The sequence below is a fragment of the Paenibacillus sp. 01L418 genome (genome assembly GCF_056400045.1).
This window is the reverse complement of the sequence record NZ_JBFTSN010000063.1, coordinates 1-25,293: the sequence shown is the minus strand read 5'-3', so window position 1 is coordinate 25,293 and position 25,293 is coordinate 1. Positions and strand designations below refer to the sequence as shown.

Below are 25,293 nucleotides of genomic sequence, written 5' to 3'. Positions count from 1 at the left end.
TCCTGTCGCTCCAGTTACACCGTCGGCTCCTGTTGCTCCTGTGGAGCCCGTTACACCCGTTGCTCCTGCTACTCCTGTCGCGCCTGTTGCCCCAGCCGTTCCTGTCGCTCCAGTTACACCGTCGGCTCCTGTTACTCCTGTAGAGCCCGTTACACCCGTTGCTCCTGCTGTTCCTGTCGCGCCTGTTACCCCAGCCGTTCCTGTCACACCAGTTACACCGTCGGCTCCTGTTGCTCCTGTGGAGCCCGTTACACCCGTTGCTCCTGCTGTTCCTGTCGCGCCTGTTGCCCCAGCCGTTCCTGTCGCACCTGTTACACCGTCGGCTCCTGTTGCTCCTGTGGAGCCCGTTACACCCGTTCCTCCTGCTACTCCTGTCGCGCCTGTTGCCCCAGCCGTTCCTGTCGCTCCAGTTACACCGTCGGCTCCTATTGCTCCTGTAGAGCCCGTTACACCCGTTGCTCCTGCTACTCCTGTCGCACCTGTTGCCCCAGCCGTTCCTGTCGCTCCAGTTACACCGTCGGCTCCTGTTGCTCCTGTGGAGCCCGTTACACCCGTTGCTCCTGCTACTCCTGTCGCGCCTGTTGCCCCAGTCGTTCCTGTCGCTCCAGTTACACCGTCGGCTCCTGTTGCTCCTGTAGAGCCCGTTACACCCGTTGCTCCTGCTACTCCTGTCGCACCTGTTGCCCCAGCAGTTCCTGTCGCWCCTGTTACACCGTCGGCTCCTGTTGCTCCTGTGGAGCCCGTTACACCCGTTGCTCCTGCTACTCCTGTCGCGCCTGTTGCTCCTGCCACTCCTGTCACACCTGTTACACCGTCGGCTCCTGTTGCTCCTGTRGAGCCCGTTACACCCGTTGCTCCTGCTGTTCCTGTCGCGCCTGTTGCCCCATCCGTTCCTGTCGCACCAGTTACGCCGTCGGCTCCTGTTGCTCCTGTAGAGCCCGTTGCACCCGTCGTTCCTGGTAATCCAGTCGCCCCGGTCGCTCCTGTTACTCCTGCTCCCGTAGCACCAGTTGCTCCTGTAGCACCACTCGCTGCAATAAGCGTATAATCCGGCGATGTTCCCGGTGTGCCTGTTGGCGGCGCCGTATTCACGATATACGTGCTTCCATTAAACGTTACGACCTGACCTACTGGATATCCTGGAGCTGCGAGTGGATCAAATACTACAATTCCGCTTAGCCCGACTCCTGTAGATCCCGTCGTTCCTGACGCTCCTGTTACTCCTGTCGCACCTGTTGCACCAACAGCTCCCGTTGCGCCTATCGATCCCGTTGCACCCGTTGCTCCATCTGTTCCCGTGGCACCTGTTGCTCCCGCTCCCGTAGCACCCGTAGAACCTGTAGCACCACTCGCCGCAAGCAGCGTATAATCTGACGAAATTCCTGGCGTGCCTGTTGGTGGTGCCATATTCACGATATACGTGCTTCCATTAAACGTTACGACCTGACCTACTGGATATCCTGGAGCTGCGAGTGGATCAAATACTACAATTCCGCTTAGTCCGACTCCTGTAGCTCCGGTAGATCCCGTCGTTCCTGACGCTCCTGTTACTCCTACTCCTGTCGCACCTGTTGCACCAACAGCTCCCGTTGCGCCTGTCGATCCTGTTGCACCCGTTGCTCCATCTGTTCCCGTTGCACCTGTTACTCCCGCTCCTGTCGCACCAGTTGCACCTGTAGCACCACTCGCCGCAAGCAGTGTATAATCCGGTGAAGTTCCAGGTGTGCCTGTTGGCGGAACTGTATTCACGATATAAGTGCTGCCGTTAAACGTCACAACTTGACCAAGAGGATAGCCCGGTGCTGCGAGTGGATCAAATACTACTGCTCCGCCTAGACCGACTCCTGTCGCACCAGTAGATCCCGTTGTTCCTGTTGCACCTGTTACTCCCGCTCCTGTTGCACCCGTCGCACCTGTAGCACCACTCGCTGCAAGCAGCGTATAATCCGGCGAAGTACCTGGTGTGCCTGTTGGCGGCGCCGTATTCACCACATAGGTCCTTCCGTTAAACGTTATGACCTGACCGACTGGATACCCCGGTGCTGCGAGTGGATCATAAGTCACGACGCCGTCTAGACCTACTCCCGTTGCACCTGTAGGACCAGTTGCACCTGCTACTCCCGCTCCTGTAGCACCAGTTACTCCGCTTGCTGCAAGCAGCTTATAGTCTGGCGAAACACCGGGTGTTCCTACTGGAGAAGACGTATTTACAACATACGAGCTCCCATTAAACGTAACCACTTGCCCTGCTTGATAGCCAAGTGCTGCGAGTGGATTAAATGCAACAATACCATTTAAGCCTGCTCCTGTAGCACCTGTAGTTCCTGTAGTTCCTGTAGTTCCTGTAGTTCCTGTAGCTCCCATGGCACCTGTTGACCCAACAACACCTGCTGCCCCAGGACTGCCCGCAGCTCCCGTTGCCCCGGTTGCTCCTTTTGCACCTGTATCTCCATCCGTTCCACGAAAACCTCTGTGCCCCCTCAAACCTCGAGGTCCTCTATCTCCCTTCGGCCCTCTATACCCTCTTGGCCCCCTTACGTACCTTTTTACTCTTTTACTCGGTTTTGAAGAATGGCCGCCCAGGCATTTCAAAGCACTATTGAGGATTATGATAGAGTCCTTCACATCAACTTTAGCTCTTCTAATTTTATCTCTACGTGTAAGCCTTCTGGCCTTCCGCAGCTCAACAATCGCTAAGTTTAGTTTTCTTAAGCATTTCGACCGTTTATGCGCCAACTCTATACACCTCCAATAAGATCAGATTTTGCATTTTTCTTCCGTTTTTTATGAACAATACTGCCCATCGAAGCGACTGCTTCATGTATTTGCTGCTCAGCGTGTTTTAAGTGTTTCGTTTTAATTAAATTTCTCGCTGATTCCAATTTGTAAATCGCTTCATTTATTTTCTGCCCTTGAAGCCTTTTGTTCATAGACGTTTTATCACCCTCCGCTATTTAGCTTGTAATCCGCTCTAGCTTATAAAGTGTTTATAATAACTAAATCAGTCTATGTCCAAAATGGTTTTCGAACACGGTAAATACCTAGCCTTTCAAGCAAAGTACAAGCAAGCGCCCTATATTTATTAAATCAAGGCTTGGACGACACTGAATTTTTTTAAAAAAAAGACCTCATTGGGTTCACCCCAACAAGGTCTGCAAGCAGCTTCTACTCCTTCTCCAGCCAATCAGCATCACGATCTCTTATTTCCAAAAGAAGCGGCAGCTGTTCAAAAAAAGCATCTACCACCTGAGGGTCAAAATGCCTCCCCCGTTCTTCTTTGATCAGTCCCAAAATGCGATCCATCCCCCAAGCCTCTTTATACATTCTTGCGCTGCTTAAAGCATCAAATACATCTGCCAGCGCAGTAATTCGCCCATATATATGAATAGCCTCACCCTTAAGGCCTTGCGGATATCCGGTACCGTCCCACTTTTCATGATGCTGCCAAGCCACAATCGCCGCAGCCTGCAGCAGCGGTCTCTTGGAATTGTGCAATAATCGGTAACCGATAATGGCATGCTCCTTAATCTGCTCATACTCTTCTGCCGTTAGCTTCCCTGGTTTTTTCAACACAGCATCCGGAATAGCTACTTTGCCGATATCATKCATTGGAGATGCGCTGCGCAGCATGTCTGCTTCAGGATCACTCATGCCTAGTCCTTTTGCCAAAACATATGAATATTGTGCAACCCGTTTTACATGATTGCCCGTTTCTTGCGAGCGACCTTCACCGATTTTTCCCATTGCCAAAATAATCTCTTTTTGCGTCTCAATTATTTCCTCATACAGCATGATGGACTCAAGCGACTTGCCTGAGTAAGATGCAGCAAGCGATAAGTATTCCATATCTTTCACCGAGAGTATCTGCTTCTCTGTTAATTTGTTTATGGCTTGATAGGCACCGATTACTTCTCCTTGATTATTGTGAAAAGGGATCGTCATAATCGATTTCGTCCGATAACCGGTCTTTAAGTCGTTATCCGGATTGTGCCTTGGATCTTCATAGGCGTCATCTATAAATATAGATTGTCCCGTGCTTATAGCACTTCCTACCAGCCCGCTGCCGTAAGGAATCCGTATCTCGCAAGCCCCGTGAGCTACCGCTGTAAAAAGCTCACTGCGAGCAGCATCAATCAACCAGACGGTGCACCGATCTGCAACGACCATCTCTCTGCCCATATTGGCCATTAAGATAAGGACAGCATCCAGCTTCTTTTCATTCGCTATTTTAGCTGTATATTCAAAAATCACCTTAAGCATTTGTTCAGGCGACAAATCCAATCGAAACGATTGCGGTTCATTTTGGAATTCAAGCATTCGAACAATCCTCCAGCCGATCAAACTCGTTATCCTTACCTCTATTCGCCTTTACAAGCTTTTTATCCTCTTGATTCCATATAAAAGCGCAGTTATTCGACAAAAAAATACAATAGTCTTACACTAAAATGGTTAATCTTGCTTCACCTAAAGCACCCATGCTATAATCAATGTTGCTGCGCGTCCGTAGCTCATCCGGATAGAGCAAACGTTTCCTAAACGTTAGGTGGGAGGTTCGAGCCCTCTCGGGCGCGCCATTTCTTTCACGAATATATAAAGCTTATTGCTAATGCCGGCAATAAGCTTTTTTTGTTTTCATCCAAACCGCACCAACAGGCAAGTGTCGAATAATTTTTATAAGACACCTGATCAGGATACATTGACTACGGAACGTTTGTTCGCATATAATGTGCATGAGGTGATTTACAAATGGCCATGCCGTTGTCCAAAGTAAACAATTCATACCTGTACCATCCACCTGCTCACGATGAGATACAGCTTCTTCACAAAGCTATTATCCTTCCACTAGCTCTCGTTATTGTTGAACGAAATAGACGCGAGCTTGAGAGAAAAGCGCGAACTTTACGTTCTATTTTTACTAGGGCAGCAGACATTATGATTGCAAAAATGAAAACAGATCTAACAACAAATACACAGCAGCTCCTTCAGAAAAGCATTACTCTGTGCATGTATAAAAACACTGCTGAACAGATCAGCTATTGCTATAATTGCCGCGGTTTTGAAGACCAGATTGCTTATTCGCATGCCTACATACGTAATGAGATAAATAAGTGTATTTCAACCTATAGTGCTGAGATTTTCACTAAATAAGCATCCCTCGATGATCAAAAAAACAGACGATCCTCTTAAAGCTTCTTAAGAAGTCTCACTATTGAAGTGAGGCTCTTTTCTCTACTCGTAATTTCGTCATACAACGCTATAATCTTCCATTCCAATCTGCTATACTACAAATAGTTTCATATCGTTCTACAAAACATACAGTTTTAACCAAAATTATTGTCGAAAAAACAGCTTTTTATTATGCATTGAGGAGGCAGTTCATATGGGAATTAATTTAAATCCGCCAGGAAGACCATCCAACATTCTTGGAGGCCAAGGCGGCATTCAACAGGGCGGTATTCAGCAAGGCGGTATCCAACAAGGGGGTATTCAGGGCGGATCAATAAATAACGCTTTTGGCGCAGCTCCCGCTCCTCAGGCCAGTCCTAATGGTGGGCTTATCCTTACCAAAGGACAGAAGCTGGATTTGACCAAAAATAATGCAGGGCTTGATTTATTGAAAATCGGACTTGGATGGGACACAAATAACCTGCAAGGCCAGAGCTATGACCTAGATGCAGAGGTGTTTATGCTGAATCAGACAAACACGGTTTCTTCCACTAGTCATATCGTTTTCTACAACAATCTCGTGAGCCCCGATGGATCAACACGCTATAAGGGTGATAACCGTGACGGACAAGGCAGCGGTGACGATGAGACGGTTGAAATTCAATTATCCAGAGTAGCTTTGGATATCCAAAAAATCGTATTTACCGTTACAATTGATGAAGCTATTCGCAAAAACCAAAACTTTGGACAAGTTTCCAATGCATATATCCGTGTCGTGAACCAAGCAAACGGAGCCGAGATCTGCCGATTTGATCTATCCGAGGACTATTCCACTTCAATCTCCATCCTAGCTGGAGAAGTATATCGCCACGGCAATGAATGGAAATTTAATGCTGTTGGAACAGGCTTGTCGCTTGATCTAGCGGGCATATGTGCGCATTACGGGGCAATGTAACAGCTTACTTGTTAATGAAACAGCTATAATTTCATTTTATATATTATATGGAGGTTACCCCGCATGCCGTTTCAATTCCAGGTCGAACGGGAATTATTTTTGAAAGCAGAAGGACAAGGCCAGTTTTTTGCCAAAAAAGGATCGATGGTTGCTGATCAAGCCTATAACAAGAAATTCAAATATTCTAAGCGGTTGTTAGGAACGAATTCCGGAAATGTTATCGGACAAGTGATCAACCATGGTATGCGTAAAGTAACGGGAGAAAACTTAGAGATTATGGAAGTCGAAGGACAAGGCATCGTATATCTCGCGGATGAGAACTCTCATGTTACAATCATTAATTTAGAGCAAGGCGGACCATGGCAAAGCGTAAGTGTTGAGAGTGAAGATCTGCTCGCATTTACGGACACTTGTCATTATGGCGTTACCATCATTGGAACGGGTGTCCTCTCCCAGCGCGGCTTGTTTACATCCAAACTTACTTACAACGGACAGGGCGCACAGGTTGCCGTAAAAACCAAAGGCAATCCACTGGTTTTGCAAGGCCCTTGCCGTGTAGATCCTGATGCCATCGTTGCTTGGACAGGTCCTTCCCCAAGTGTGAAGATCGATGTCAACTGGAAAACGCTTATCGGCCAAACCTCCGGGGAATCTTATATGTACGAATTCAGTGACCCTAATCAGGTTGTTATTATACAGCCATTTGAACGTGAGAGCGGCGTGAAATTCGGTATGGATGACAACCGTTACCAACCGCAAACGCAGAGCAGCGCATTCAACAACACCTTTGGCGGCAGCCAAGGAGGACATGACAGCAACAGTGGGCTTGGTGGAATTATCGGCAAGTTTCTGAAATAAGCATCGTATAATGATATAAGCCTTGCCGTATCGTTCGGCAGGGCTGTTTTCTTTGAAAACCAGCTGCTCTCCTATGGATAGCTGCCTTTTTGCTTGAAAGCATGTAACCCGGATCGCTTTTGCTGCGTACAAAGATAAACAGAAAACAAAAACTGCCCCATAGAATAATTTAAATATAGAAATAGGAGGAAAATAAAATGAAAGCTGCAGGTACGCTTTTACTAGTCACTGCTATTATTGAAGGCATCTTAGGAATCCCCTTGCTGGGTGGCACCCTAGTCATGTTATCTGGATACACGCTATTATTTGCAACGCTCATTCTTCATATCGTAACGCTTGTTCTTTGCTCGCAGCATAATAAGCCAGTCGTAGGCAGTATTTTGGGGATCATTACATCTGTATTAGCATGGATACCTATTCTCGGCATGATCATGCATCTTACTACAGCCCTATTCCTGTTCATTGGCGTTTCCAAAAACAATCAGCAAAATTACCCTACCCGTCCACCCGCTCCAGGCAGCTTCTAATCAAGAGGGCTATCCTACTGTAGATATTCTACAATAGGATAGCCCTTTTTTTATCTTGATGGCTCGCGATTTAGTAAGCTGATCATATTTTTTCTCCGATTGACGCTTAGCAGCAATCCCATGACCATTAATTCGATAATGGCATTTGTACCGCCATACGATATGAAAGGCATCGTCATGCTATTCATAGGCAGCAGCCCAAACGACATCAGAATGTTCCAGACGAAATGAAAACCAATAATTGAAAATGAGCCAACGACCAAACCTCTAGCATATACATCCTTGAGTGTTTTTGCCATGCCAATCACTTTAACAATCAGCAATAAGGCTAGCAGCACTATAGCTATACCAAAAACCAAACCAAGACTGTAGATCAAATATGTAAAGACCATTTCACTATAAATATAGCGAAACATTCGGTTCTCAACGCCAAATCCTTGTCCCCACATCCCTCCCAAACGAATAGATTCCAATGATTTCTGGAGATAATAGTTTTTATCATCAGGGGAAGCAGTAGGATTTAGAAATGCAGTGTATCGTTCCCATATGAATTTATAGCGAACTGGATCATTTATTTTTATAATAAACACCGTTCCTGCAGTTATGATTGAACTCACGATGGTTATAAACAGCTTGTACGTTTTTGCAACAAACAGCATTAATACGGTCAGTCCAAATAAATATAAAATAAAATTAAGATAAGAGTTTGCCTTGCTATACAGTATGGTGGGCACTATCGCATATAAAAGCACCATTTTTCCGAAGTAAAATGAATTTCTGAATAGTCCCTGCTTCTCCTTATGCTTAACAAGCAACGTCCCTGCAAAAGCAATCATAAATAGGTAAGGAGATGTGCCATATACATCAAAGGTAAAAGACCCGATTGTGAGCCAGCTTTTCGAACCATTGACTTCGACTGCATAAAAAATACAGGCTACCATCAAAAAAATTGTTCCGCTATAAATGTACCATGAATACTTTTCCCATTTTCGATAGTCCAAAAAATAAATACCAATGATGAACACGATACCTATCGCTGTGAAAACTGCCTTCTTAAGAAAAAATTGAAACCCACTATACATATTTTGATCACTATAAGCGAATTCCATTGCATACATAGCAAGCAGGCCAATACCCACCATTATTGCGACAAGTGCGGCTAATCCCCATTCCATAACCGGCTTATGTGCTGCATGAAGCTGCTTGCCGATCTGATCAGGATCACCCATCTGGACTAGAGCAGCACGAACCGCCTCTTCCTCTGATAACCCTTCGTTTAGCTTATCCTCCACCAGCTCGTCCAGATGGTTCTGCATTTCAACCTTGATGTCACGATGCACATCTCTTGCTTTTACATGTCTGCAAACCTGCACTAAGTATTCCTGAATCGACTCATACTGAACAGGTTTGTTATTCATGCATGGCCCTCCCCGATTACGCGGTCTACCGTCGTCCGAAACAACGTCCACTCCTGCTTCTTCTCCTCCAGCTGCCCTCTTCCACGCGCTGTGATGCGATAATATTTCCGTTTGCGGCTGCCATCCTCATTCCAGTACGATTCAACCAGCTGTTCCACCTCAAGCGTATGTAAGATCGGATAAAGCGTCCCTTCTTTAAAAGTAAACACACCGCTCGAGCTTTTTTCAATTTCTTTGGTCATTTCATAGCCATACATTTCCTTACGGTCAAGCAGTGTCAAAATAAGAATAACGGTACTGCCTTTCATAAGCTCCTTATTAATTTTCATAACGCCCTCCTGTTTAAGTATCGCATTTCTATGCATCGATTATCTATGTATAAGTATATAGTTGACCACCACCGATTACAACATCATTTTAGGAATGGATTCCCATAATAGCTAATCGGTGATATATTTATGCATATCTTATCGCTGCGTTAACGTATAAGTACATAAGTCACATTAATCGGCGGTTTTCAATTTAAGGGAGGCAATACACAATGAATCAATCTTTCGGACTTCATAAGGAAGAAAAAACGTACGGCATGCTTTGCCATCTGCTTGCTTTTAGCGGTGTAATTATTCCGCTCGGCAACATTCTTGGACCACTCATCATTTGGCTTCTGAAGAAGGATCAATCCAGCTATGTGGATATGCATGGCAAGGAATCACTCAATTTTCAGATCAGCAATATGATTTATTCCATTATTTCCGGTTTGCTCATTTTTGTTCTCATCGGATTTATTACTACACCGCTTTTGTTTATTTTCTGGATTGCATTTACCATCATTGGGTCTATGCGTGCTTCAGAGGGCAATGGCTATCGCTATCCTCTAACCATTCGTTTCTTCAAATAAAACATAGAACCGCCGGGACGCAAATCGTTCCGGCGGTTCTATTATTTAGGAAGCTGCGAGCTATATTTTTTCCTCATCACATGCAAGCGGTCCAATTGGTCAAACGCCTGCTGCCCGCGCCGCTTTGTAACGGCTACTGACAGTGCATCAAGAAGCGCAACTGGCGCTGCCATCGAATGAAAGCCCTCCAGTTCCCCCCGATCAACCTGCAGCACGAGATCGCTCTGCTCCAGCATATCGGATACGAGCAAATCCGTAATCAGTATTGTAGTGTAGCCTGCCTCTTTGGCATGCTCAAGCAGCACCGTTAATTCAGGTGAGCGCCTGACAAAACCGAACATAAGCAGCACATCGCTGAAATCAGCATGAACAAGCGTTTCAAGCAGCTCGCTGCCACTCCCCGCCATACCTTCGATTTGCACATTTATCCGATTCAGACGAAATCGGATGAGCTCGATCAAGCTAGCTGCTGCTCCCGTTCCAAATACATACACTTTTCTAGCCTTATGAATGGCCTCCACCGCTTGATGAAACTGCTCACGGTCTACACGCTTTGAAGTAACCTCTACGTTAGCTGCTGCAATCTCCAGCATTTCACTTACAATATCAGCCTCTTCATGATCTACCTTATTCAATATTTTCTTCATCTTATGGGCAGGCGTCGCATGCTCGCTTTGCAGCAGCGTTTTCTTAAATGCCTTCAAATTAGCAAACCCAATCGTCCGCCAAAACCGCGATACCGTCGCCGTACTGACACCTACAGCCATCGCAATATCTTCCTCTGTACAATAAGGAATCTGCTGCAGTGCTCCCACCACGTAATTAGCAATGGATTGGTGGCTTTTTGACATCTTATCCAAGTCCATATCCAAATGAAAAGCCGTCATCTTTAATTCCTCCTGCCTATACCAACATCGCAGCATATTTTCTAAACGGAGTATATCACCTTTTGATTAAAAATGATAATTTTATTTCATTTTTATTTTTTTGTAATTTATTTTACGTAATCGAAATAATTTGTTGATGATCTGATAACATTCGATCTCTATATTGTAGAAGAATTCGTTTTGAATCGAGGCATTCGAGACGTATTCCGCCTCAAAAACAAATTAGGAGGAATCACAATGGTTACAGCGCCTAAGCGCCGTTATGAGCTGACGCAATCGCAGAAGCTTATGGTATTCATTTTATCGATGTCCTTGTACGGTATTTCCAACATGTTCTCCGAGCTTATTCCTGAGCTAAAGCTTGGTCCCATTGAGCTGAAGGTCGAATACTTCGCTTTTATCCCACTAACGCTCTGTATTCTATTTAATCCGCTGTATGCTGCACTTGGCGCATCCTTCGGCGAGGTTATATTCGGGGAACTGCTGCTTGGACAATTCGGCGGACTAGGAGAATTGGAAAAATTCATAGAATTTACGATTGCCATGTACATAGCTGGCCTGCTCGTAAGCGATCCACGAAATCGCAAACAACTCGCACTCGCTTCGTTCGTTGCAGTAGGTATTGACCAGATGCTTGGGGCGATTGTCGACATCAGCAAGGTTTGGTTTGGGATCGAAGAGCTCGAAGCTGTTCCAGGCATTCCCGAAAGCATATTGCTTATCGAAGGTGTAGGTTTCCTTAACGCCATGCTCATAACCGGCATCTTTTTCTCCCTGCTGCCTACTTTATTTCTCGTACCGCGTCTATATGGAAAAATCGAACCGCTTCTCGGCATAAAACCACGCGACAGCAGAGTTTCTATATCATTCGGACAGCTAATAACGCCGCGGCTGCTCATTACCGCAATTATATTTGTTTTTATCGGAATCGTTGCAGAATTTTTGTCCGAGTCTGATATTAACTTTGCTGTATGGGAGCCAGAATTTATTGAGCAATATGGCAGTGGGTTCATCTGGATTAGTGCTGCTGCAGCCGCATTAGTGCTCATATTAACACTCATCGCAGCATTTCGTGCCAAATCCAAATCTGCGCGCACGACGGAGGATGTTAAGCTTTGAGACCTTCATCCTTCCAAGCCAACCAGCAGGGGCCGCAGCATGCGGCTCCCATCATTAAGCTGCAGGACATTCAATTTCAATATCCCGGAGCGGAGAACAAGGCGCTCCACAACATTCAGCTTACTGTTCAACCCGGCGAGTTTATCGCTATAGCAGGTACGAATGGCAGTGGCAAGTCAACGCTTTGCAAATGTTTAAACGGCCTTATTCCAAACTATTATGTCGGCGATTTAGACGGCTCCATTGAAGTTGCAGGGCTAATAGCTGCCGAGGAAACGGTATCCTCCTTGTCACGCAAGGTCGCTTATGTGTTTCAGGATTTTGAGAACCAGCTCGTTCGGCCGACCGTCTATGATGAAGCCTGCTTTGCTCCACTTAATTATGGCTTTAGCGATTACCGTGAACGCGGACTTCGAGCTTTGTCCATGCTTGGCATTGATCATTTGAAGGATCAGTGGATTTGGCAGCTAAGCGGCGGACAAAAGCATCTTACGGCGCTTGCTGGGGCTTTATCCCTCGATCCAGAAATTATTATTATCGATGAGCCCGTGGCGCAGCTAGATCCCTTTCATGCTAGACTCATCTACGACAAACTTAAGCTGCTGAATGAAAAGCATGGCAAAACAATCATCGTCATTGAGCACCATACCGAGTTTATTGCAAACTATTGCAATAGGGTCGTACTTATGGATAGCGGCACAATACGCTGGGTGAAGCCTGTCCATGAGGCATTATCTGCAGTTGATGAGCTTGCTGAACTGCATATATTACCGCCGCAGGTTACGCTTGCTGTTTGTACACTAGAGGCTGCTTCCGGAAAAGCAAAAAGTGAGGATTCATCACAATACCCGATCACCATCGATGAAGCAGTCGCTTATTTTGAGAAGATGCTTAAACCGTCATTCACGCTTTCAGCTGACCTTACGGATAAGCCTATTTCTAATAATGAACATACTATGCAGCCCCTTGTTACGTTTGCCAATGTCTCCTATAGCTACAAAACAATTGCAAGAACGATGCATCCCGTCATTCGGAACATGAGCATCAGCTTTTATGAAGGCGATCGTATTGCTCTTGTCGGCAATAATGGCGCGGGCAAATCAACGCTGCTCAAGCTCCTTTCGGGCATTCGGCGCCCTACGGAAGGACACTTAACCGTATGCGGGCATATTACGAAGCAATCTTCACCTGAACTGCTGTCTGATTTTGTCTCCTATATTTATCAGAATCCAGAGGAGATGTTTATTGAAGATTCCGTCCGCAAGGATGTTGAATATTTTCTAAAAGCCCGCGGAATTGCTGATTATCACCCTTTTGTTGATGAAATTCTGGAGAGGCTGCGGCTAACCGCCCTGCAGGATCGAGATGGCAGACTGCTCAGCGGCGGACAGCAGCGCAGAGCGACATTAGCGATCGGACTCGCCATGCGTCCCACTGTCATGCTGCTGGATGAACCGACAGCCAGCCTTGATGCAGCGAGCCGCCGTGAAATGACTGAAATGCTTGCGCAGCTGCAGGATCATGTAAAAACGACCATCATAGCGACACATGATATGCAGCTGGTTGCCGAATGGGCAAATCGCGTTATCGTTATGCATGATGGCTGCGTCGCACTTGATACAGATGAACGCTCTTTATTCAACCATGTTGCCATTCTCAAACAAGCAGGTCTCATTGCGCCGCAAATCGCTTTGCTTAGTCAAAGACTGGGTTTCGAGCCGCCTTGCCTATCTGTCAATGAATTCACCACGCGGCTTATCAAAAATATAAATCCGTCAAACCCATTTGAGCAGGAGGAGATTACGGTTGGAAGCAATTAAACAAAGCATGCTCGACAAGCTGAGCGTAGAACAAATTAAAATTGAGCTGATGCGTACCGCTTTCGGCAGACAATCGACCTTTCTGTCGCGCTTTGATCCGCGTATCCTCCTGATTTGGTATTCCTTTTTCGCCATAGCGCCTTGGTTCTTTCATAATAAAGGCATTCTGCTTGGCTTGCTTATTCCAATGCTTGTCCTTACTTTATCTTCAAAGGTAAGTCCACTTGTTCTACTTATTATGGGCGTCGGCCTGGTAAGTGAGATTAGTTATATTTTTTTCGGCTCCATCTTCTTCGGAGGGAGTCTAGCGGGCGTATGGCCGTTATTGACCTTAACATTAAAAATATTAATCATCTCGCTGGCCAGCATTGCCGTGTTCTCTAGCATGGATCCCGAGAAGCTGAGTGACGCCCTGCTTAGTATGGGGATGCCTGGACAATTCAGCTTTGGTGTGTCCTACGGCTATAGGATGCTTCCTATTCTAATTGAGGAGTACCATAACCTTATTCACTCATTCCGATTGCGCGGCCGCGCTCCCCGCAATAAGGGTTTTCTTCACTGGCGTTCAATTATATACATGGCGAAGATTAGCGTTTATGCCTTTTATCCGCTCATTCTGAATACAGCTAAGCGAACGAGAACGACGGTCGAAGCATTGGAGGTGCGCGGCTTTACCTATTCGCTTGTCAGCCCTGAGACGAAGAAGCTTAGGCTTGCCCATATGCAGGTTCGACCGCATGATTTTATTTTCTTAAGCTGCTCCCTGTTCTATATGATCGGGCTGGTTGCTTTTGGACAATTCATTTCCTTTTAAAATTACATAATGGAATGGAGATAACACACTAATGATGAGCATCGATTTGCATACACATGGCAAGCTGTCAAAGAAAACAAATTTTTCACTCGACTACTTCCTTTCCATGGCTCACGAAGCCAAAGAAAACGGTCTGCACGCGGTGGCGTTGACCGAGCATTTTAACACGCTTCACTTTGCCGATATGATGGATCAGCTGGATCATCATTTTGAATACAAAGGTGATTATTATGTCGTGGAGGGCTTGAAGGTTTTCTCTGGCATGGAGGTTGATGTAGCGAATAAAGGCCATATTCTAATCATTGGAAACCGCAGCCATATTCGTGATCTGAGGCAGCAGCTTGAACCCCATACCGCAAAAGATAGCTTTATCGCTTTAGAAGAGCTGATGAACCGCACCGACGGCTATCCCTTGCTTCGAATTGGTGCTCATCCCATGAGAGAAAGCACGCCGCTCACTCACCATGATGCTGACACACTCAGACGCCTCGATGCGCTTGATATAAATGCAAAAGATTTATTCCAATATGGTTTCGGCATGGCTGATCAGGTTCGACAGTTCGCAGATCATCTTGGCTTAAAGGTCATTGCAGGAAGCGACTCACATCAGCCTCTGCAGTTCGGCAGCGTTGTTAATCATGTAGATAACGTTTGCGAAACAGCTGAACAACTGCGCAGCGAGCTGCTGAGTGGCAATTATCAGCTTGAAATTTCCGCTTGCTTGAATGTTAAGGTAAAAGCTGCTCAAATGATGAAAGAGCTTCTAAAAAAATCGATGGTTGTCGCTTTGTAAGAACACCCGCTTCACTAAAAAAGCAGCTCCTGACACTCAGGAGCTGCTTCATTTTCAATCTATTACATACCAACTGGCAATTGGAACATCTGTGTCAGTTCGTCCAGTGTAATCGCATCCGTAGGAATTTCACCCTCGAACTTCGCATCTTTATTAATCTCGGAGTAAGTAACATCATAATGAAGGCCAAGCTTCATCTTCTGGCCGCTCTCTTTGTCAGAGCCTTCAATGCTTACCTTACCCGATTGGTAAGCAAGATATCCATCTGTGATAGCGCCCGTTACTTTCAGAGTATTCACTTTAACATCATTTTTAAATGTGGTTAGAATCTCTGCTTTGTTCGTCTCAAGATCCGACTTCATCTTCTCGATGTCCGCCTTATCAAGCTGAAGAGTCTTTAATGATGCTTCATTAGCAAGCAATACATTTAGCACCTCAGGCAGCACTTGGTTAACGATGGTTTCTACTGTTTTTGGATAGTTGCTTTCATTAATCTCAAAGGCGATGATTTGATCTGCTTTCATATCAGCAGGCAGGCCAGCTGCCTCAGCCTTAGGCTGGCTGAAGTATGTTTTCTCGTCAAAATGCTTAAGCATTACTTCTCCGAGTTCCTTGCCTAACTTTTGTTGTGCAGCAAGATCCAGCTTAGCCGTGCCTTCTTTCTCAGCAAGCTCCTTTAGATCAATTTTAATAAATTTACTTGTAATCGTCTCCGGCAATGGCAGCATCGGAACTTGCGGTATTTTCACATACAGCGCTTCCTCAGTCATAATCATAGGTACCGTTAACTTCATCTCCATGTCGCCTGGCACTACGATTTGCATATTCATATCGGTACGCATCGGTTTTTTCTTATATACAGCATCAACTGTAATGGTTGCATCTTTAATCATCCCTACGATTGCTGCTGTAGCAGCTGCGTTGCCTTCCAAAGTTGCCGTTTGTGGAACTTCCAATTCATCCAAGCCAAATGACATTTTTACTGCATATGAGTCCGCTTCATTAATTTTCGTCATAGCCGCCTGCAAAGCTTCCTTCGGTGGTTTTGCCGAGCTGCAGCCTGCAATAACAACTAAAATAACGGCTAACATAAGAACCGCTATTTTTTGAACATTCTTCATGTAGTATGTTCCTCCCTATCTTTTTGTGAGCACCTCCATTCTATACTAAAATAACTTCATTTAGAAGTTATATCCAAAAAATCCCGTTTCAGCGTACTGAAACGGGACGTTTGAACTAGCTTTTAACAGCACATTGATCTATCCTTGCGGGTTATGATGATCCACATGATTACGCTGCTTTGTTTTCTTAGATCCAGAAAGCGGCTCTTGCTGCCCGCCTCCGTCATTACGCTTCCGATTATTTTGCGGATTGCTTTCCGGCACCGGAATGCTGTCTGGCTTCGACATTTGAATTCCTCCTATTTAGATCTCATCGGCTTCGAGGGAAGCGTTAATTTTTTTGATGTTCTAAATCTGTTGGATGATCATGGTTCATGTCATCCTGATTGCTTCGATCGTTCTTATCCTGCTGCAATTGCTGAGCTTGATGGCTGTTAACCGCCTCAACCTCCAAAGCTTCTACCACATTAGTTAAGTTTTTATCAGCCGTTCCTTGTGCCTTCGTCATAAGCAGCTCTCTCCTCTAAGCATGCGTCAAGCGTTGGAGCGCTTGAGCACATTCATGCAGATGTCTAGTGTAATTTTGTATCAGCTCTTGAATGATGTCTCCACGCTCATCGATGGATACCTTGTCTTTCTCCACATCGATAAGCTCAACCTTCACTTCACGGCTATCTACATAAGTAACTTTAAAATCAAACGAATACATTTGATGTCCGGCTGTATCGATCGTTACGCGCAGCGCTTTGGAATCTGACTCATCAGGCAGCACTCTGCTGCGGTCAGCGTCTTTTAGCGTCTCTGGCAAGGTTTGACGCCAAGCATCTGCCAAGTTTTCTTGATTCATTTGCAGTTCATCTGATTTACCCATTAAATKAAGCACCTCCACATCGTATAACATGCGAAGTGCGGCATTATTTTATACGAGGGGATAGAATGAAAAAAAAGCCCAAACGCTTAGCGTCTGGGCTTGTCATGTACATTTTAAAAAATATGGAGGAGAGAGTGGGACTCGAACCCACGTGGGCTTGCGCCCTAACAGTTTTCAAGACTGCCCCGTTATGACCGCTTCGGTATCTCTCCATCGTTCAATTGTCACAAGAAATATAATACCACAGGTCAAAATAAAAATGCAAGTGTATTTTGACCATGTGGCAAAAAAAAATTTTAAAGCTTTGTTGAATCGATCGAACTAATGCCGCCCATATACGGACGCAGTACTTCTGGGATCGTCACAGAACCGTCCGCTTGCTGGAAGTTCTCGATAATTGCCGCAAAAGTACGGCCTACAGCAAGTCCCGAACCATTCAATGTATGAACGAATTCCGGCTTGCTCTTCGTATCTCTGCGGAAACGAATACCCGCACGGCGAGCTTGGAAATCCTCTACATTTGAGCAGGACGAAATTTCACGATACGTGCCTGCACTTGGCAGCCACACTTCAAGGTCATATGTTTTAGCCGCTGTGAAGCCCATATCTCCCGTACAAAGCGTTAGAACACGGTAAGGAAGTCCTAGTAGCTGCAAAACCTTCTCCGCGTTAGCGGTCATTTTCTCCAGCTCTTCGTATGAATCCTCCGGTTTCGTCAATTTGATCAATTCAACCTTGTTGAACTGATGCTGACGAATCAAACCACGTGTATCACGCCCTGCAGAACCTGCTTCTGAACGGAAGCATGAGCTGTAAGCTACAAAATATTTCGGAAGCTCTTCAATCGGCAAAATCTCTTCGCGGTGCAGGTTTGTAACTGGAACCTCTGCAGTCGGAATGAGGAAATAATCTGAATCCGAAATTTTGAATAAATCCTCTTCAAACTTCGGAAGCTGACCCGTACCGATCAAGCTGTCACGATTAACGATATAAGGAGGCAATACTTCCTCATAACCGTGCTTATCGCTGTGAAGATCCATCATAAAGCTGATAAGCGCACGCTCAAGACGAGCTCCAAGGCCGCGGTAGAACGTGAAACGTGATCCCGTTACCTTCGCTGCACGCTCGAAATCCAATATGCCGAGTGATTGCGCAAGCTCCCAATGTGGCTTGGGCTCAAAATCAAAGGTTGGAACCTCGCCATTTATGCGCAGCTCTACATTATCTTCCTCCGACTTGCCGACTGGCACGCTATCGCTAGGAATGTTAGGGATCGCTTGAGTCAGCTCAATCACTTGTACATCCAGCTCACGAAGTTCATCGTCAAGCTCTTTAATGCGGTCGCCAACCTCTCTCATCTCAAGGATAAGCGATTCTGCGTCGCCGCCTGTGCGTTTGAGTTTAGCTACATCCTGCGAAACCGTATTGCGTCTGCTCTTCAGCTGCTCCGTCTCTTGAATAAGATCACGGCGCCTAGTGTCGAGCGCAGGAAAATTAGCAATAAGATCAAGGGAAGCTCCGCGATCAAGCAGCGCTTTCTCAACCTTCTCAAATTCATTTCTTAACAATTTTACATCCAGCACGATCCAAAAGCCCCTCTCTGAAGGGAGTAATTTTATTATTGTAAACGTTTATTCCTTGCTTGCAGCTGCTTCCTTCACCATATCAACGAAGTATGCATGCAGCCTATAATCGTCCGTTAGCTCCGGATGATACGATACAGCTAGAAGATGTCCCTGTCTTGCTGTTACAATTTCATCTCGGTATGTAGACAATACGTCTACGCCTGCTCCAACTTTTTTGATCAATGGAGCTCGGATAAATACAGCGCGAACCGGTTCGTCAATGCCTTTGACATCCAAATCCGTCTCAAAGCTTTCTTGTTGACGCCCGAATGCGTTTCTTGCAACGGTCATATCCATAAGGCGCAAATGCGCATCCTCTTGGCCTTCTATTTCATCAGCCAAAACGATAAGACCAGCACAAGTGCCGAACAATGGCTTGCCTTGTTCAGAGAAATCCTTAATAGCCTCCAYGAAGCCATAATTGCGCATCAGCTTGCCGATCGTCGTGCTCTCGCCGCCTGGAATAACAAGCCCTTGCAGCTCTTCAAGCTGCTCAACCCGCTTAACGGCGACCGCCTCTGCGCCCGCCGCTTCTAAGCTTCGTATATGCTCTGCCACTGCGCCTTGAAGCGCTAGTACGCCTATCTTCATCGCTCTACTCGCCTTCCTTTACGGGCAAGAGCCGGCAGCACTATTCGCGCTAAGCCGGCACCTGCATATTACAACTATTAGATACCGCGGTCTTGCATACGCTCGGAGGAGTTAAGCTTGGAAATTTCGATTCCCTTCATAGCTGCTCCCAAGTTTTTCGACACTTCAGCAATTAGCTTGTAATCTTGGTAATGTGTCGTTGCTTCAACGATTGCACGAGCGAATTTCTCTGGGTTTTCTGATGTGAAAATACCAGAACCTACGAATACGCCGTCTGCTCCAAGATGCATCATCAAAGCTGCATCGGATGGTGTAGCTACTCCGCCTGCTGCGAAGTTCACGACAGGAAGCTTACCTGTTTCATGTACGTTAAGAAGCAAGTCATAAGCTACGCCAAGAACCTTAGCTTCATGATAAAGCTCGTCCTTCGACAAACCTTGAATTTTACGAATTTGTCCATTGATCAAGCGAAGGTGACGAACAGCCTCTACGATATTGCCTGTTCCCGGCTCACCTTTCGTACGAAGCATTGCTGCTCCCTCTTGAATACGGCGCAACGCTTCTCCAAGATCTTTTGCTCCGCATACGAATGGAATCGTAAACTCATGCTTGCTGATGTGGAATACTTCATCTGCTGGTGTAAGTACTTCACTCTCATCGATATAGTCAACGCCCATGGATTCGAGCACTTTTGCTTCTACATAATGCCCGATACGAGCCTTTGCCATAACTGGAATCGATACAACTTTCATTACTTCTTCTACAATTGTCGGATCAGCCATACGAGCTACTCCGCCTGCTGCACGAATTTCGGAAGGGACGCGCTCAAGCGCCATTACCGCTGTTGCTCCTGCTGCTTCTGCTACTTTCGCTTGCTCGGCGCTCATAACGTCCATAATGACGCCGCCTTTTTGCATTTCTGCCATGCCGCGTTTTACGCGCGATGTACCTGTTTCCATGCTAAAATCCTCCTATTTTCATCCATTAATTTGTATATTACCGCAGTTGTTCTAACCATTGATTTTACAGGATGCAAGAATAATCGACAAGCCTTGATTTGCTTTATTCCCCTGTTTTCTACTCGGATTAGAACAAATTGACGATTCCATTAAATAAACCTGAGAAAAAATCTCCAATTCCACGGAACATCAAGCGGAACCAGCCTGCTTTCGTTCCATCCTCCGTTGTAACGAGGCTAACCGTTTTTTTGAGCTCTTGTTTCGTTTCGGCATCCGTGTACTTGTAAGTTACTGTACCTACAACCGTGCCTGCTGGAATCGGAGCTACCAGCTCAGCTTCTGACTTCACGTCGCTGGATACAACCTCGATTTTAGGCTCTACGCCCTTCTTAACCATAAACGTAATATCTTTTTCCGTTACGATCGGCAAGGTTTTCTTTTTACCCTTTTTAATCTTAACCGTTTTCGCTGTTTCTACCACAGATTTTGGCGCAAGCACCGTCTTTTTCTCAAAAGTGCTGAAACCGTAGTTGTACATCTTAGCCGTTTCATTGAAACGAGCAGACTTTGTAGCAGTATCCATAACGACGCTAATAAAACGCTGCTCGCCTCTTTTTACAGTACCCGTGAAGTTGTAGCCAGCAGCATTAATGAAGCCTGTTTTCATGCCGTCAACGCCTTCATAAGCTAAGTGCTTAAGGCCCTTTTGATTCACGTTTGTACCAAGCATCCAGTTAATGTTGATGATTGGATCCTTGTCGCGTTCACGGAATTTATATTCCTGCAGCTTAGAATAATCCAAAAATTCAGGGTGCTTGCTCAAAATAATTTGTGCTAGCTTCGCCATGTCCGTCGCAGAAATAACAGTTGTCTCCGATAGACCAGTCGCACTTGTAAAAATAGCTGTTTTAAGACCCAACTCCGCAGCTACCTCATTCATCTTCTTTACAAACCCTTGCTCACTTCCAGCTATTTGCGATGCTAATGCAATCGTTGCATCATTCGCAGAACCAACTGCCATTGCTTTGTACAAATCTCTAACCGTATGTTGATCTCCTTGAGCTAAAAATACAGATGATCCATCCGATGGCGTTGAGGCCGCTTCCGCACTAGTGGTAATAACCTCATCCCAGGACAGGCGTTCATTCGTAATTTCCTCAAGAACGATATATTCCGTCATTAACTTCGTCATACTTGCTGCAGGGAGCGGCTCCTCTGAATTAACTTCATACAAAACTTGTCCTGAATCCGCATCAATTAGAATAGCAGCTTTCACTTGTAAACCTAAATCGTTTTTCGTACTTTCTCTTCCTTGATATCCATTCGCCATTGCTACCGCAGAACCAAGCGACAGCATTACCATCCAAACCGCCAAACTTGCAGCGATGACCGTCTTTATTCGAACCGGCCTTACCATTTCCTTCAACGTCGTCTCCCCTTTTCCCACTTGGTTTGTCCGTTGTTAATTGTAACATATCGAAGCCTAACAATTAAACCACAAACAGGTTACAGAACAATGAGTAATCCTTCATAAAAAAAACAGACAAGGGCCAGCGACTCAGTCGCCTTTCCTTGTCTGTTATTATCGTATCTAGAAAGTATAGCTTAAAGTGAATAGTTTGGTGCTTCTTTCGTAATTTGCACATCATGTGGATGGCTTTCACGAAGACCAGAACCTGTAATACGAACGAATTGTGTATCGTTCTTAAGCTCGTCCAGAGAAGCTGTACCGCAATAGCCCATACCTGAACGCAAGCCGCCGAGCAATTGATGCACAGTGTCAGCAAGCGGCCCTTTGTAAGGAACGCGTCCTTCGATACCTTCCGGAACAAGCTTGTTCTCGTTCTCTTGGAAGTAACGATCCTTGCTTCCTTCCTTCATAGCGCCAAGCGAGCCCATTCCACGGTAGACTTTAAAGCTGCGTCCTTGGAAAATTTCAGTTTCGCCAGGGCTTTCAGCTGTACCTGCGAACAAGCTTCCGATCATAATCGCGCTTGCTCCAGATGCGATTGCTTTCGTAATGTCACCGGAGTACTTAATACCGCCGTCTGCAATAACCGGAATATTGTATTCACGAGCAACTGACGCGCAATCATAAATCGCAGTAATTTGTGGAACACCGATACCAGCGATAACGCGAGTTGTACAGATCGATCCAGGACCAATCCCTACTTTAACTACGGAAGCGCCTGCTTCGATAAGATCACGGGTAGCATCGCCAGTAGCAACGTTACCTGCAATAATAGTAAGGTCTGGGTAAGTAGCACGAAGCTTACGAACTGCATCCAAAATATTAATGTGGTGACCATGTGCCGAGTCTACAACAAGAACATCAATTCCTGATTGAACCAATGCTTCTGCACGATCCATAGTATCCTTCGAAATACCAACCGCTGCTCCGCAAAGCAAGCGACCATGCTTATCCTTCGCCGCATTAGGGAATTGGATTGCTTTCTCAATATCTTTAATCGTAATAAGACCTTTAAGTGTATTGGACTCATCAATCAGCGGCAGCTTCTCAATCTTGTGCTTTTGAAGAAGGCCCTCCGCTTCCTGCAGCGTTGTGCCAACAGGTGCCGTTACAAGGTTGTTACGAGTCATAACTTCATTTATCTTAATTGAATAATCATGTACGAAACGCAAATCACGGTTGGTCAAAATACCTACAAGCTTCTTATCTTGATCAACAATCGGTACGCCTGAGATGCGGTATTTTCCCATCAATTCTTCTGCGTCGTAAACATGGTGATCAGGCGTAAGCGAAAACGGATTTGTAATTACACCGCTCTCCGAACGTTTTACACGGTCAACTTCCTCCGCTTGCTGTGTAATCGACATGTTCTTATGGATAATGCCGATACCACCCTCACGCGCAATTGCAATCGCCAATGCGGCTTCTGTAACGGTGTCCATACCAGCGCTAATGAGCGGAATGTTTAGCTTAATGTCCTCGCTTAATCGAATCGAGATGTCAACTTCCCTAGGCAGCACTTCTGATTTGCGCGGAATAAGCAGGACGTCGTCAAACGTTAGCCCTTCTTTGGCGAATTTCGTTTCCCACACGAGTATGTTCCTCCCTTATTTTAAGTACGTCTCACATATATTATTAGCAATATTAGCAGAGGGGGTATAGGCTGTCAAGGCTGATGAATACCTTTGTTCATCCTGTTTTATACTCGATTTGGAAGTCTCAAAGCCTGCTATTTCTTTAGAAAAAGTCAGGTAAATACGTAGTTCGTTCGGGAATACGAGATTGTAAGCGTTTAACCAATCCTATATCTCCTTCTATGCGTGCGAATTGGGCTAATTGCTCTAACTGAATATACCCAAATAGCACACTCGTAAAGGAACCAATATCCAGTTTAATTGCCTCATCTATTTTTTCACTATCGTCCTTACGACGAAGTGAAGCTTTCCCAGACGCATCGATATGAAGTAAAAAATGACCATTATTCCATGGAGCTTGAGCGTCGATCAGTTGAATATGAATGTCATCGGCATGATCTGCTGCCTTAAAATCATATTGGCTCACAAAACCTTCCGCATCCACAATTCGAGCCATAAAATAAGGTGTGATTTCCTGTTTTATTCTCGGATTGCTCAGCAAGTAGGGAAGGCGATCGTTAGATGGCATTTTAATCGTCAGCTCTTCGATCATTGAATCATGCTGTGCAAGAAATGACCATATTGCAGCTCTTGCAGGCTCATTTAAATGAACAAACTCATGGACCGTTAACCGGCTGTTTTTAACTTCATAAATGACGTAGCCTTGTGCTGCTCCGCTCTTATCGTAATAAAGTGCAGTTTGTCCTGGTTTTCTTCTGTTAATCCGATACTTCCACCAGAAGTCGTCACGCACCAACGAGCCATTAAATTGAGATGCATAGGCTTGATAGACGTCGTTCAGCAAACCATAGTTTCCTGTAATGCGCTCAAACCTACCCTCGTATGCTATTCTCGCTGGAAGCATATCCGTCTTAATCGTATAGGTTTTATGTTCAGTGTAGGTTTCCCATCCAAATTTACGATAAAAGCTGAATGAAAAAGGATGTAGAAAAGAAACCGTTTGACCGTTCTCCTTCATCTCTATTAGCGATTGAATGAGTATTTGAGCAACTAGCCCCTGCCTCCTGAACTCTGGCCATGTCGCAACACCTGCAACACCTCCCATATCAAAAACCTTGCCTCCGATATATGTTTGCAGCTTCAACACTGCAGCTTGCGCAGCCAACTGATTATCGACATACGCTCCGTACCTTACAGTAGGCTCACTCTCATACTGCTCTTTCGTTTGTTCTAGTTCTGCAGCAGAACGTTCATATTGAAATGCAAATTGAGATAAAGCCATACTCTCGTCAAATTGCTCTATACCGGTATGCTTAATAACGATACGTGTTTCCAATTCGAAGCACCTCCAAATTTGATATAACCCTATCATACCGCATAAACAACAAAAAAACCTATCGCATCACATGCGATAGGTCTCTCGTGCTTGGCGACGTCCTACTCTCCCAAGACCCTGCGGTCTAAGTACCATTGGCGCTGGAGGGCTTAACGGTCGTGTTCGGTATGGGAACGCGTGGTTCCCCTCCGCCATCGCCACCAAACGTAGCGTGTTGCACGCTGAAAACTGGATACGAAAGATTAGGCTTGCTGAAGCCTTTATGCTGTTGTCTACTGGATGTATGGGTCACAGTAAACGTGTTTAGGATAAGCCCTCGACCGATTAGTATTCGTCAGCTACACACATTGCTGTGCTTCCACCCCGAACCTATCAACCTCGTCGTCTTCAAGGGGTCTTACATACTGGGAAATCTCATCTTGAGGGGGGCTTCACGCTTAGATGCTTTCAGCGCTTATCCCGTCCGTAC

At 45.6% G+C, this 25,293-nt stretch carries 25 protein-coding genes, 2 tRNA genes and 2 rRNA genes; 10 read left to right on the top strand and 19 right to left on the bottom strand.

From position 1 onward, the window contains the following. From AC1DSE_RS11330 to AC1DSE_RS11320, 3 genes are all read right to left on the bottom strand, one after another. Positions 1–2,364 (bottom strand): hypothetical protein (locus tag AC1DSE_RS11330; RefSeq protein WP_477527689.1); only part of this gene is annotated, 2,364 nt, incomplete at its 3' end. 374 nt (positions 2,365–2,738) lie between these two features. After that, complete coding sequence (locus AC1DSE_RS11325; protein ID WP_477512998.1) at positions 2,739–2,930, bottom strand: hypothetical protein; 192 nt, start codon at positions 2,928–2,930, stop codon at positions 2,739–2,741. A 235-nt stretch (positions 2,931–3,165) separates the two neighbouring features. Continuing rightward, positions 3,166–4,317, bottom strand: a complete 1,152-nt coding sequence (locus tag AC1DSE_RS11320; protein ID WP_477527688.1) for an HD domain-containing phosphohydrolase — start codon at positions 4,315–4,317, stop codon at positions 3,166–3,168. Between the two features lie 180 nt (positions 4,318–4,497). Here AC1DSE_RS11320 and AC1DSE_RS11315 point away from each other — a divergent pair. From AC1DSE_RS11315 to AC1DSE_RS11295, 5 genes are all read left to right on the top strand, one after another. Next, positions 4,498–4,574, top strand: a tRNA-Arg gene (locus tag AC1DSE_RS11315). A 172-nt stretch (positions 4,575–4,746) separates the two neighbouring features. Beyond that, a complete protein-coding gene (locus AC1DSE_RS11310) occupies positions 4,747–5,148 on the top strand; it encodes a YhjD family protein (RefSeq protein ID WP_339205937.1) in 402 nt (133 codons plus the stop codon). A 409-nt stretch (positions 5,149–5,557) separates the two neighbouring features. Next, positions 5,558–6,121, top strand: a complete 564-nt coding sequence (locus tag AC1DSE_RS11305; RefSeq protein WP_256711106.1) for a TerD family protein — start codon at positions 5,558–5,560, stop codon at positions 6,119–6,121. Between the two features lie 63 nt (positions 6,122–6,184). Further along, positions 6,185–6,979, top strand: coding sequence for an AIM24 family protein (locus AC1DSE_RS11300; RefSeq protein ID WP_076271771.1), 795 nt, complete (start codon positions 6,185–6,187; stop codon positions 6,977–6,979). A gap of 197 nt (positions 6,980–7,176) precedes the next feature. Next, entirely contained in the window at positions 7,177–7,506 is a 330-nt protein-coding gene (locus tag AC1DSE_RS11295) for a hypothetical protein (RefSeq protein WP_076271770.1), read from the top strand. Positions 7,507–7,556: 50 nt separating this feature from the next. On the opposite strand, the gene AC1DSE_RS11290 is transcribed toward AC1DSE_RS11295, so the two are convergent. Beyond that, positions 7,557–8,924, bottom strand: coding sequence for an FtsW/RodA/SpoVE family cell cycle protein (locus tag AC1DSE_RS11290; protein ID WP_477512888.1), 1,368 nt, complete (start codon positions 8,922–8,924; stop codon positions 7,557–7,559). Beyond that, positions 8,921–9,253 carry a PadR family transcriptional regulator gene (locus tag AC1DSE_RS11285; protein WP_339205935.1) on the bottom strand — a complete coding sequence of 111 codons (333 nt, stop codon included), beginning with the start codon at positions 9,251–9,253 and terminating at the stop codon, positions 8,921–8,923. The genes AC1DSE_RS11290 and AC1DSE_RS11285 overlap by 4 nt, the downstream gene beginning before the upstream one ends. A 212-nt stretch (positions 9,254–9,465) precedes the next feature. Between AC1DSE_RS11285 and AC1DSE_RS11280 the strand changes: the two genes are divergently transcribed. Next, positions 9,466–9,822, top strand: a complete 357-nt coding sequence (locus AC1DSE_RS11280; RefSeq protein WP_339205934.1) for a DUF4870 domain-containing protein — start codon at positions 9,466–9,468, stop codon at positions 9,820–9,822. Positions 9,823–9,863: 41 nt separating this feature from the next. Here AC1DSE_RS11280 and AC1DSE_RS11275 read toward each other — a convergent pair whose 3' ends face one another. Further along, positions 9,864–10,709, bottom strand: coding sequence for a MurR/RpiR family transcriptional regulator (locus tag AC1DSE_RS11275; protein WP_477512887.1), 846 nt, complete (start codon positions 10,707–10,709; stop codon positions 9,864–9,866). 237 nt (positions 10,710–10,946) lie between these two features. Here AC1DSE_RS11275 and AC1DSE_RS11270 point away from each other — a divergent pair, with 237 nt between their 5' ends. From AC1DSE_RS11270 to AC1DSE_RS11255, 4 genes are read left to right on the top strand one after another with little or no spacing between them, the layout of a single operon-like run. After that, the gene (locus AC1DSE_RS11270) at positions 10,947–11,828 is read left to right on the top strand and encodes a DUF8171 family membrane protein (protein ID WP_076271765.1); all 882 of its coding nucleotides are present in this window, start codon (positions 10,947–10,949) and stop codon (positions 11,826–11,828) included. After that, the gene (locus AC1DSE_RS11265; RefSeq protein ID WP_477512886.1) at positions 11,825–13,648 is read left to right on the top strand and encodes an ABC transporter ATP-binding protein; all 1,824 of its coding nucleotides are present in this window, start codon (positions 11,825–11,827) and stop codon (positions 13,646–13,648) included. Before AC1DSE_RS11270 ends, AC1DSE_RS11265 begins: the two co-directional genes overlap by 4 nt. Further along, a complete protein-coding gene (locus AC1DSE_RS11260) occupies positions 13,635–14,462 on the top strand; it encodes an energy-coupling factor transporter transmembrane component T family protein (protein WP_477512885.1) in 828 nt (275 codons plus the stop codon). Before AC1DSE_RS11265 ends, AC1DSE_RS11260 begins: the two co-directional genes overlap by 14 nt. A 31-nt stretch (positions 14,463–14,493) precedes the next feature. Next, positions 14,494–15,255, top strand: coding sequence for a PHP-associated domain-containing protein (locus tag AC1DSE_RS11255; RefSeq protein ID WP_477512884.1), 762 nt, complete (start codon positions 14,494–14,496; stop codon positions 15,253–15,255). Between the two features lie 62 nt (positions 15,256–15,317). On the opposite strand, the gene AC1DSE_RS11250 is transcribed toward AC1DSE_RS11255, so the two are convergent. The 13 genes from AC1DSE_RS11250 to AC1DSE_RS11190 form a co-directional block, all read right to left on the bottom strand. Further along, positions 15,318–16,376, bottom strand: a complete 1,059-nt coding sequence (locus AC1DSE_RS11250) for a DUF302 domain-containing protein (RefSeq protein WP_339205926.1) — start codon at positions 16,374–16,376, stop codon at positions 15,318–15,320. A 138-nt stretch (positions 16,377–16,514) separates the two neighbouring features. Beyond that, complete coding sequence (locus tag AC1DSE_RS11245) at positions 16,515–16,664, bottom strand: small acid-soluble spore protein P (protein ID WP_076271763.1); 150 nt, start codon at positions 16,662–16,664, stop codon at positions 16,515–16,517. Between the two features lie 43 nt (positions 16,665–16,707). Then, complete coding sequence (locus AC1DSE_RS11240) at positions 16,708–16,884, bottom strand: hypothetical protein (RefSeq protein WP_477512883.1); 177 nt, start codon at positions 16,882–16,884, stop codon at positions 16,708–16,710. A 15-nt stretch (positions 16,885–16,899) separates the two neighbouring features. After that, the gene (locus AC1DSE_RS11235; RefSeq protein ID WP_083682741.1) at positions 16,900–17,247 is read right to left on the bottom strand and encodes a hypothetical protein; all 348 of its coding nucleotides are present in this window, start codon (positions 17,245–17,247) and stop codon (positions 16,900–16,902) included. 123 nt (positions 17,248–17,370) lie between these two features. Then, a tRNA-Ser gene (locus AC1DSE_RS11230) sits at positions 17,371–17,459 on the bottom strand. Between the two features lie 84 nt (positions 17,460–17,543). After that, positions 17,544–18,830 (bottom strand): serine--tRNA ligase, encoded by a 1,287-nt coding sequence (gene serS, locus AC1DSE_RS11225; protein ID WP_477512882.1) that lies wholly within the window; start codon positions 18,828–18,830, stop codon positions 17,544–17,546. Between the two features lie 48 nt (positions 18,831–18,878). Further along, on the bottom strand, positions 18,879–19,463 hold the full coding sequence (pdxT, locus tag AC1DSE_RS11220; RefSeq protein ID WP_477527687.1) for a pyridoxal 5'-phosphate synthase glutaminase subunit PdxT: 585 nt from the start codon (positions 19,461–19,463) through the stop codon (positions 18,879–18,881). A gap of 77 nt (positions 19,464–19,540) precedes the next feature. Then, positions 19,541–20,422 (bottom strand): pyridoxal 5'-phosphate synthase lyase subunit PdxS, encoded by an 882-nt coding sequence (gene pdxS, locus AC1DSE_RS11215; protein WP_076271759.1) that lies wholly within the window; start codon positions 20,420–20,422, stop codon positions 19,541–19,543. Positions 20,423–20,549: 127 nt separating this feature from the next. Then, positions 20,550–21,839: a D-alanyl-D-alanine carboxypeptidase family protein gene (locus AC1DSE_RS11210; protein WP_477512890.1), complete on the bottom strand. Its 1,290-nt coding sequence runs from the start codon at positions 21,837–21,839 to the stop codon at positions 20,550–20,552. Between the two features lie 188 nt (positions 21,840–22,027). Further along, entirely contained in the window at positions 22,028–23,485 is a 1,458-nt protein-coding gene (guaB, locus tag AC1DSE_RS11205) for an IMP dehydrogenase (protein WP_076271758.1), read from the bottom strand. Between the two features lie 145 nt (positions 23,486–23,630). Then, the gene (locus AC1DSE_RS11200) at positions 23,631–24,824 is read right to left on the bottom strand and encodes a GNAT family N-acetyltransferase (protein WP_477512881.1); all 1,194 of its coding nucleotides are present in this window, start codon (positions 24,822–24,824) and stop codon (positions 23,631–23,633) included. 88 nt (positions 24,825–24,912) lie between these two features. Then, positions 24,913–25,029: ribosomal RNA gene (rrf, locus tag AC1DSE_RS11195) — 5S ribosomal RNA — on the bottom strand. 99 nt (positions 25,030–25,128) lie between these two features. Beyond that, positions 25,129–25,293, bottom strand: a 23S ribosomal RNA gene (locus AC1DSE_RS11190); the annotation flags it as partial.

Bases quoted from the DNA above. Each gene is read 5' to 3' on its own strand.
- AC1DSE_RS11325 (WP_477512998.1), bottom strand. From the start codon at position 2,930: ATGAACAAAAGGCTTCAAGGGCAGAAAATAAATGAAGCGATTTACAAA.
- AC1DSE_RS11310 (WP_339205937.1), top strand. From the start codon at position 4,747: ATGGCCATGCCGTTGTCCAAAGTAAACAATTCATACCTGTACCATCCA.
- AC1DSE_RS11300 (WP_076271771.1), top strand. From the start codon at position 6,185: ATGCCGTTTCAATTCCAGGTCGAACGGGAATTATTTTTGAAAGCAGAA.
- AC1DSE_RS11295 (WP_076271770.1), top strand. From the start codon at position 7,177: ATGAAAGCTGCAGGTACGCTTTTACTAGTCACTGCTATTATTGAAGGC.
- AC1DSE_RS11290 (WP_477512888.1), bottom strand. From the start codon at position 8,924: ATGAATAACAAACCTGTTCAGTATGAGTCGATTCAGGAATACTTAGTG.
- AC1DSE_RS11285 (WP_339205935.1), bottom strand. From the start codon at position 9,253: ATGAAAATTAATAAGGAGCTTATGAAAGGCAGTACCGTTATTCTTATT.
- AC1DSE_RS11280 (WP_339205934.1), top strand. From the start codon at position 9,466: ATGAATCAATCTTTCGGACTTCATAAGGAAGAAAAAACGTACGGCATG.
- AC1DSE_RS11275 (WP_477512887.1), bottom strand. From the start codon at position 10,709: ATGACGGCTTTTCATTTGGATATGGACTTGGATAAGATGTCAAAAAGC.
- AC1DSE_RS11270 (WP_076271765.1), top strand. From the start codon at position 10,947: ATGGTTACAGCGCCTAAGCGCCGTTATGAGCTGACGCAATCGCAGAAG.
- AC1DSE_RS11255 (WP_477512884.1), top strand. From the start codon at position 14,494: ATGATGAGCATCGATTTGCATACACATGGCAAGCTGTCAAAGAAAACA.
- AC1DSE_RS11250 (WP_339205926.1), bottom strand. From the start codon at position 16,376: ATGAAGAATGTTCAAAAAATAGCGGTTCTTATGTTAGCCGTTATTTTA.
- AC1DSE_RS11245 (WP_076271763.1), bottom strand. From the start codon at position 16,664: ATGTCGAAGCCAGACAGCATTCCGGTGCCGGAAAGCAATCCGCAAAAT.
- AC1DSE_RS11240 (WP_477512883.1), bottom strand. From the start codon at position 16,884: ATGACGAAGGCACAAGGAACGGCTGATAAAAACTTAACTAATGTGGTA.
- AC1DSE_RS11235 (WP_083682741.1), bottom strand. From the start codon at position 17,247: ATGGGTAAATCAGATGAACTGCAAATGAATCAAGAAAACTTGGCAGAT.
- pdxS (WP_076271759.1), bottom strand. From the start codon at position 20,422: ATGGAAACAGGTACATCGCGCGTAAAACGCGGCATGGCAGAAATGCAA.
- AC1DSE_RS11210 (WP_477512890.1), bottom strand. From the start codon at position 21,839: ATGGTAAGGCCGGTTCGAATAAAGACGGTCATCGCTGCAAGTTTGGCG.